Origin of the sequence: Endozoicomonas sp. ALB115 (genome assembly GCF_049310245.1) — a bacterium.
GTDB lineage: Bacteria > Pseudomonadota > Gammaproteobacteria > Pseudomonadales > Endozoicomonadaceae > Endozoicomonas.
In genome coordinates this window covers 1-9435 of record NZ_JBLYZG010000103.1, presented here as the reverse complement: position 1 = coordinate 9435, position 9435 = coordinate 1, and the positions used below count along the sequence as shown (strand labels likewise).

The following is a 9435-nucleotide window of genomic DNA, read 5'->3' as shown; positions in this document are numbered from 1 at the left end:
ACAACTATGTGGGCAAAAGTAACTGGGATGTCAATGGTTACCTGGATGGAGCCATTGATGACCTGGCCATTTTCAATGAAGCACTGGACGCCTCCCAGATTTCAACACTTTATCAGGCCAATCAGCTGTCTGACTTTATTGGCAGCGTCGATAACCCGGGCGGCGAAGACAGCAACGATGCGCCGAGCCCTGTGGCTGCCTTTGAGTTTGATGAAGGGACAGGCAGCACGGCTGATGATGCGTCCGACAATAATACCCCCCTGACCCTGTCGGGCAGCGCCGCATGGGGAAGCGGCCGCTCAGGCTCCGGCTCAGCCTTCGAAATGGATGGTACTGCGGGCACCGGCGAGATCAGTGGCATGCAGACGGGCGGAGCAATGACCATCGCGTCCTGGGTACGCTTTGACAGTTTTGATCAAGGCTGGTCCAGGGTGGTGGATTTTGGTAATGGTGCAGGAGACCACAATATTTTCCTGTCTCATACTGACCAGACCAACGGATTGGCATTTGGTATCTGGGATGACACTGGCACTGAGCACAAACTCACCCTTGATGACTTCCTGACCACCGATCAGTGGGTGCATATCACTGCGACGGTGGATAGCTCAGGGCTGATGAGCGTCTACAAAAATGGCGAACTGGCAGGCACTCACCAGGGAGCGGTCCCATCCGTCATGGTGAGGACCAACAACTATGTGGGCAAAAGTAACTGGGATGTCAATGGTTACCTGGATGGAGCCATTGATGACCTGGCCATTTTCAATGAAGCACTGGACGCATCCCAGATTTCAACACTTTATCAGGCCAATCAGCTGTCTGACTTTATTGGCAGCGTCGATATCCCGGACCCGCAGGCCAATGACCCGGCGGTCGAGTCTCTTCCACCTGAATTTATTCTCGATCTTGATACCTATAATGACCTGCAACTGGACACCAACCTGGTCAGCAACAGTGATTTCACCACAGCTTATAACTGGACCATGACCGGAACGGTGGAGTTGTATGATAATCGCCTGGCGTTCAATGGCGGTGGCGGTGCCGCCGACGGCGTGGTGGAACAGGTGATTCAGGGCCACCCGAACGTCAACTACAGCCTGAGCCTGGATTACGGTGCTGCCTGGTCCGCCGAGCCGGTGTCCGGCCAGGTCGAGGTGATTGATCAAACGTCTGGTGCCGTGCTTGCCGCGCAGGCGTTCGACAGCGACTCCCTGACCCTGCAGACCCTGAACCTGGTGTTCAATGCTCCATCGGCGGGCAACCTGGTGCTGCGGATCTCCGACACCACCGTCAACGGGAATAACCGGGATCTGGTTATCGACAATGTTACCCTGCAGGCCACCAGTGGTGATAACCCGGAGTTGGCTGCCGGTAACGTCGAAACCCTCCTGACCACCCTGAATGTCAGCGATAATGCCCGGACCGGCACTGTCGTTGGTCAGGTACAGGCCAGTGATACCGACGGTGATACGCTGACCTTCAGTTTGACCGACGATGCCGATGGCCTGTTTGCCATCAACTCCAGTACCGGGGAGATCAGTGTTGCAGGTATTCTTGACTATGATACGGCCAACAGCCATCAGCTGACTGTGCGAGTCACTGATCCAAGTGGAGCGTACAGTAATCAGCAGTATGTTGTGTCCGTCACTAACGCACCGGAACTGGAGCCAGGAAGGTCTTCTCCGCTGTCAGTAGCAGCCTTTGAATTCAATAATGTCGCCGGTGTTTATGATGACCTTACCGACCATAGCCATAATGTCTCTTTTGACTCTGCTGCCAGCTTTGAAAGTGAGTCAGTTAATCTCGGGGGGAGCGGTGGTTCGCTAGGGGCGATGACCCTGGGTGGAGATTTTACCATTGCATCAACCTTTAGCTATAGTCAGTTCGGCAACTGGGCTCGGGTTATTGACTTCGGTAATGGTCCCGGTGCAGATAATATTCTGATTGCCAGTCCCTCGCCAAACCGTATTGAGGCTCATGTTTTCCAGGGCGGCAGCATGGTAGGTAGCGTGGGATTTGATAACTTCTACGATTTAAACGAAGTTTTCCATATTGCCCTGACGGTTGAAGATAATGGTCATATGCGCCTGTACAAAAACGGTGTTGAAGTGGCTGATAACCCCAATGGCCAGACACCGAATGAGATATTACGCACCAGCAACAAGATTGGCTTGAGTAACTTTTCTCAGGATGCAGCTACGGATGGTCATATCTACGATCTGGTGGTACTCAATGAATCACTGACCGCAGATGGTATCGGTGAACTCTATCACCAGACACAGGCTGACCAGTTATCAGAGTTTATCGGCAATTATCAGGCATTGGACCCCACCCTGGAACATGAGCAGGTTCTCGCGGCAGGCCACAATAAACAGTATCAGGTAGATATTGCGGCCCATCCGGAAGGAGGCTATATCGCCACGTGGAAGTCCGGCTCAGGCAACTCTGATGATCAAGTAATGGCCCAGCGGTTCGACGCAGCAGGCAATTCTGTGGGTAATGCCCATAAAGTGAATACCTGGAATCTTTCCCAGCCCTATGGTGATCTGTTTGAAAAACCTTCTGTTGCCGTACTGCCCTCAGGAGCCTATGCCGTCACTTACTTTTATGAAGATCCGGGCTTGATAACCAGCAGCCTGACGCACTTTTTCAGGGCGGATGGAAGCTGGATCACCAGACGACATACCGATCATCAACACTACGGAACGGAAGTTACGGCGCTGTCTGACAATCGTTATGCCGTTTCTACCGTGAATAGCGACTACCAGCTTAAAGTCATCATGTATGATGAGAATGCCCAGCATACAGGTGACATTTTTATTGCCAATGTGGATTCAGACTATTCCCATCCCAAGTTGGCCGCTCTGGACAATGGCAAATTCGCCGTTAACTGGCGCGCATCCAATGGCCCGGATGACGCGATAAATCTGCAAATTTTCAATGCCGACGGTAGCAGTGCTCATGGCCCGGTTGCTTTTGGAGGTCACCCGGCCTCCTGGGGTCACGATACACAAGTCATAGTGCTGGACAATGGCGGCCTGGCCACCACTTACCAGAGTGGCAACACCTGGTATATACAGATGTGGAGCTCCAATGCTACGGCCGTGGGTTCCCCAATTGCGGTCAGTGATTCTGGCGTGGTTGCCCTGAACAATATGCAGCTGACCGCCGTTGGCAATGATATCCTGGCTACCTTCCTGGCGGATGATGCGGATGGTTACGGTGTTTACAGCAGACTGTTCAGCAGCAATGGTGTGCCATTAACAGACCCCATTGCGATTAACGATACCGTAACGGGCCATCAATATGAGCCTGCGGTGACCGTCCTGGCAGATGGTACGGTACAGATTGCCTGGATGAGCAACCAGAATGATGATGCGGATATCTACACCAAAAATCTGTCCCTGGGCCAGCAGATTGGTGAAAATGCCCAGCCCGGCACAATTGTTGGACAGGTAGGGGCCAGCGATCCCGATGGCGATGCGTTCGTTTACAACCTGACCGACAGTGCCGATGGCCGATTTGCTATTGATCCCATTACCGGGGTCATCAGCGTCGCCGGTGCCCTTGATTACGAGACAGCCGCCAGCCATCAGTTGACGGTACGGGTGACTGACCAGACCGGTGGGTTTGAGGAGCAGTTGTTTGTGGTTTCCCTGGTGAATGACCAGAATGTTGCCCCGGTATTACTGCAGCAGGATACGTACTACTCGGCAGTGGCTGCCTTTGATTTTGCCGATGGTTCAGGCCAGGTATCGGAAGACCTGACGGAGAATAATCTGGACGTGACCTTTAACAGTGGCATCACTCATTCCAACGATGGTGTCAGGCTGAACAGTGTCGGTGGCTCCCTGGGAACCATGGCACTGTCCGGTGATATGACCATCGCTTCGACATTCACCTATCACAGTCACAGTAACTGGGCAAGGATTGTTGATTTTGGTAATGGCCCCAACGCCGATAATATTGTGATTGCCAGCTCTTCAGAAGGTCGAATTGACGTGGAAGTTTTCCACGGCAATAACAAGGTCGGTTATTTGGCGTTTGATAACTTCTATACCCTTGGAGAAACCTTCCACGTGGCCGTGACGATTGATGCCGATGGCCATATGCACCTGTATAAAAATGGTGTTGAAGTGGCGGACAATCCAAATGGCCAGGGGCCTAACGGGGTGTCATTGACCAGTAACCTGGTGGGACAGAATAACTGGGGCATGGCCGCCACAGACGGTAGCGTCAAGGATCTGATCATTGTTGATCACTTTCTGGATGCCGACCACATCAGCGATCTTTACTCGCTGACAAACTCAGGACAAATAGAAGTATTTTTAAATCCTCTACACATTACTGAGGACGCTGCGATCGGTACTGAGGTAGGTCAGGTGCAGGCCGAAGATCAGGAAGGTAATACGCTGAGCTTCAGCCTGACCGATGATGCCGGTGGTCTGTTCACCATTGATGCTGGTACCGGGGTTATTCGCCTCGCCGGTGACCTGAATCACACCTTAGCCAGCAGCCACCAGGTAACCGTCCGGGTTACCGATCATCCCGATGGAGCATTCCATGAGAAGCAGTATGAGATCTCAGTTGCTGACCACAATTATGCACCGCAATTTTTGCCGGAGGGGGGCTCCGGTGCACTGGTTGCCTATGATTTTGCCCAGGGCTCGGGGGAGGTGGCTGAAGACCTCACTTACCACAATCGGGATCTGATCTTTAACAGTGGCATCAGCCGCTCTGGTGATGGTGTCGCACTCAACAGCGTTGGCGGCTCTCTGGAGGCAATGACCTTGCGGGGCGATATCACCATTGCCTCCACCTTCACCTACCACAGCCACAGCAACTGGGCACGGCTGGTTGATTTCGGTAATGGTGCCGGTACCGACAATATTCTGATCGCCAGCCCGTCAGAAGGGCGAATACAGGCGCAGATCTTCCATGGCAACCAAGTTGTGGGTTCCGTAGCTTTTGATAATTTCTACATGCTGGGGGAAACTTTCCATCTGGCCCTGACAGTTGACGACGATGGTCATATACACCTCTATAAAAACGGTGTTCAGGTAGCGGATAACCCCAATGGCCAGGGGCCATCCGGAGTAGAACTGACCAGTAACCTGGTGGGTCAAAGTAACTGGTCCCAGGATGCCGCAACGGATGGCACGGTGAAGGATCTGGTTGTGTTTGACCGGTCCCTGGACCCAGACAGTATCAGCGACTTATACCAGCAAACGCAGATCGGTGAAGTAGAAGCATTCCTGAGCGTTCCCCTTGATACCATTGCCGAAAGCGCCCTGCCTGGCACGGTGGTCGGTCGGGCGCTGGTCAGTGATGTGGATGGTGACAACCTGACCTTCAGCCTGACTGATAATGCCGGTGGTTTGTTTGCCATTGATGCCGCTACCGGAGAGATCACAGTGGCCAACACCCTGGACTACGATTCGGCCTCCAGCCATCAGTTGACCGTTCGGGTTGCCGATCCATCCGGTGCCTTCAGCGAGCAGACCTATGTGGTCGCCCTGGCTGCTGCACCGGAGCTATTGCCGGAGCGGGGTTCTGATGCCCTGGTCGCTTTTGACTTTGCCAACGGTTCCGGCGAAGTTGCTGAAGACCTGACCGACCATAATCAGGATCTCACCTTCAACAGCGGCATTACCCGCTCTGACGATGGGGTCAGGCTCAACAGTGTCGGTGGCTCATTGGGAGACATAACGCTGAGCGGTGATATGACCATTGCGTCCACCTTTACTTACCACAGCCACTCTCCCTGGGCACGGTTGGTTGACCTGGGCAATGGCGCTGGCACCGATAATATTTTGATCGCCAGCCCATCGGAAGGACGAATAGAGGTTCAGATTTTTCACGGTAACAACATTGTCGGCTCAGTGGCTTATGATAATTTCTACACTCTGGATGAAACTTTCCATCTGGCCTTGACGGTGGATGCTGATGGCCATATGCATCTGTACAAGAATGGCGTTGAAGTGGCTGACAATCCCAATGGTCAGGGGCCTGCGGGGGTGACACTGAGCAGCAGCCTGGTGGGTCAAAGCAACTGGCCTCAGGACGCGGCTACGGACGGTACCGTGAAAGATCTGATTATCCTGGATCGGTCACTGGACCCGGGCAGCATCAGTGATCTCTACGGTCAGACGCAATCCGGTCATATTGAAGTATTTCTGGCCTCTGCGGATATTGTTGAGAGTGCCCTGCCAGGAGACGTCGTTGGCCAAATGCAGGCCAGCGACCCAGCCGGTGAGGAGCTAACCTTCAGCCTGGCCAATAATGCCGGTGGCCTATTCACCATTGATGCCGCTACCGGGGAGATCAGTCTTGCCGGAACTCTCGATTATGAGACGGCCACCAGTCACCAGTTGACCGTCAGGGCTACAAACTCATCCGGCGGATTCATTGAACAGCCTTATGTTGTGTCCGTGACAGATGCCGCAGAATTACTACCGGTGCATGAAGCAAATGATGCATTGGCCGCCTTTGACTTTACCACCGGTTCCGGTGACAAGGCGGAAAGTCTTACCAGCAATGGTCAGGTTCTGACCTTCTACAGTGCCCTTACCCATTTCAATGATAATGGCGTCAGCCTCAACGGTGCCGGTGGCTACCTGGGAACCATGGCCCCGTCCGGTGATATAACCATTGCTTCGACCTTTACCTATGACAGTCACACTAACTGGGCCAGGATCATTGATTTTGGTAATGGCCCCGGCACCGATAATATCCTGATTGCCAGCCCTACAGAAGGTCGCATCGAGGCACAAATTTTCCACGGCAACACCATGGTCGGGTCTGTGGCGTTTGATAACTTCTATACCCTTGGAGAAACTTTCCACATGGCCCTGACGGTTGATGCCGATGGCCACATGCACCTGTATAAAAATGGCGTTGAAGTGGCGGACAATCCAAATGGCCAGGGGCCTTCCGGGGTGTCCCTGACCAGTAACCTGGTGGGACAGAGTAACTGGTCCCAGGATGCTGCCACCGATGGTACCATGACAGATCTGGTGGTTCTGGACAGATCTCTGGATCCCGACAGCATCAGTGACCTTTACGATCAGGCCCAGTCCGGTGATATTGAGTCATTTTTAACCTCTCTGGAGATGATCGGTACCGAAAGTGCGGATATCATCAAAGCGGACAGTGGCAGCAACACTCTGCTGGGTGAAGCGGGTGACGACATTCTTTTTGGTGGAGCCGGTAATGACACGCTAAGCGGGGGTACGGGTTCTGATACCTTTACCTGGGAAGCACCTGACCTTGGGACAGCTGCGGCACCCGCAGAAGATGTCATCACTGACTTCCATCTGGGGCAGGGGGGTGATGTTATTCACCTGGACGATATCCTGCCCAGTGATCACGGGGATCTGGATCAGTATCTGGCCCTGAATTTTGACAACGGCGATACCACGCTTGAAATAACACCACAGGTGGGCGGAGATATCACTCAGAAGATCAGGCTGGAAGGGGTTGACATGTCCGTGCTGGGCAACACCGATGCCGAGATTATCAACAATCTGATTAATAACGGTAATCTCAGCCTGGATTGAGTTTTGTCCTTTTGCTGATAGAAATATATTCAAAGGTCTCAGGCGTTTGCACCATCCCGACTCTAGCCGGGTTCAAATCCACATACGCTACGCAGGTAAGTAGAGCAGCTTCGTTTATTCTTGCCACTAGCTTAATTTGCTTATTAACCGCTGGATACTGCCATCGGCGCTAAAATATTTTAATCTTCAGGGGCAGCTGTCAAAGCACTTTCAACATTACTAAAAGCACTTTCAACATTACTAAAAGCACTTTCAACATTACTAATAGCCATAACAAATAATGAGGCATGGTTAAAATAATTATTGAACAGAGTATTTATGGATGAAACTTATATGATCAGAAAAAGTCTTAAACTGGAATTCAATAGTTTAATAATTCAATGGAACGCTCTGTTAAATTAACTCAATTCAATGTTGCTTTTGCCGGGTTTTATTCAAGCTCACAAGAACAACAGCACCAAACTATGAGAAATGAACAGCAGCCGACGTACCAAGGCATATCTGTTCAGGCACTGGACGATCCTTTTCGTATTTACCATAGTCAATCAGACAGACACAACAACAGTCCTGGTCCTTTTAGTTCATTGAATGAATACAATATTGCATCTCTGACCAGTAGCGATCAGGAAGCCCCTGATGAAATTAATATTTCTGGGATACTACTGCCAAGGCTGGATGAATATTCATCTTATCATTCTGACACTACCCTCTTGGATGATTCACTATCATCAATACCAGACATCCGCTTTCTTCAGAATGAATACCTAGTGGAGAACGAGCCTGAGGTCAACGAGCCAATACCAGAGTGGGACCCGGATTGTCTGTTGGCTAATCTTCATGCAATACTCTCTAATCAACAACATTCAAGGCCAGTTGGGGGAGCTAGCTGGCAAAACCACAACCAAACGACAAGTGATCATCAAACGCGGCAGGCAGAAGAAGTACTTAATGGCAACACTTCAGCAGTTGAGTACCAAAAGTGCTATCAGAATCATTCCGATCACCTAGAGCACCAAAGGGTATACCAAAGGAAGCGTTACCGGAATGATCCCGATTACGTAGAGCGCCACAAGACATACCAAAGGAAGCGATACCAGAATGATCCTGATTCGGCAAAGAGACGAAGGGAGCGCTATAAGAATGATCCCGCTTTCGCAGAGCGCGAGAGGGAGCGACAAAGGGAGCGTCTCAAAGATCCTGCCTGGCGGGAGAGCAAAAAGATACGCCAAAGGGAACTTCGCAAAAATCCTGCTTACGTAGAGCGTGAAAAACAGCGCCGAAATGAGTTGCACAAAGATCCCGCATACGCTGAACGCAGAAGAAGGCGGCTCATCGAGCGCCGCAAAGATCCCGCTTACGTTCAGCGCCAGAGAGAGTACCATAGGGAATACCGGAAGAAGCGCCGTTTGAGAGTTTTGCAAAGACAATTTCTCGGGCAAAAACTATGAGCATCGCAGGCAGTGGGTGGTTGATCGATTGAAAGCGCTTTCTGGTATTTTTGTCCTGAAAGTCTGTGCTTATGCGGTTATGTCGAATCATTATCATGTGGTGCTCCATATCAATAATCAGCAAGCCAAAGAATGTGACACCAAAGAAGTCTTACAACGCTGGACGCAGCTTTTTTCTGGCCCGCACCTGGTTCAGCGTTATCTTGCCGACGATCAGCTGGGCAAAGCAGAGCTGCTGCGTGTCGAAGAATGTGCCCAGAAGTACCGAGGTCGTTTAATGGATATCAGCTGGTTCATGCGCTGCCTTAACGAATACTTAGCCCGGCTGGCCAATAAAGAGGATGAGTGCAAAGGGCGCTTTTGGGAAGGTCGTTACAAAAGTCAGGCCCTGTTAGATGAGGCAGCATTGCTGACTTGCATGGCCTATGTCG

At 51.6% G+C, this 9435-nt stretch carries 2 protein-coding genes and 1 pseudogene; all 3 read left to right on the top strand.

Going from position 1 to position 9435, the window contains the following annotated elements:
- Window positions 1-8 precede the first annotated feature (8 nt).
- Complete coding sequence (locus ACO6VE_RS23115; RefSeq protein ID WP_422463719.1) at window positions 9-7556, top strand: LamG-like jellyroll fold domain-containing protein; 7548 nt, start codon at window positions 9-11, stop codon at window positions 7554-7556.
- 464 nt (window positions 7557-8020) lie between these two features.
- On the top strand, window positions 8021-9004 hold the full coding sequence (locus ACO6VE_RS23110) for a hypothetical protein (RefSeq protein WP_422463717.1): 984 nt from the start codon (window positions 8021-8023) through the stop codon (window positions 9002-9004).
- Between the two features lie 16 nt (window positions 9005-9020).
- Window positions 9021-9435 (top strand): annotated as a pseudogene (locus ACO6VE_RS23105) (hypothetical protein); the annotation flags it as partial.

Coding starts and splice junctions, on each gene's coding strand:
- ACO6VE_RS23110 (WP_422463717.1), top strand. CDS start 8,021: ATGAGAAATGAACAGCAGCCGACGTACCAAGGCATATCTGTTCAGGCA.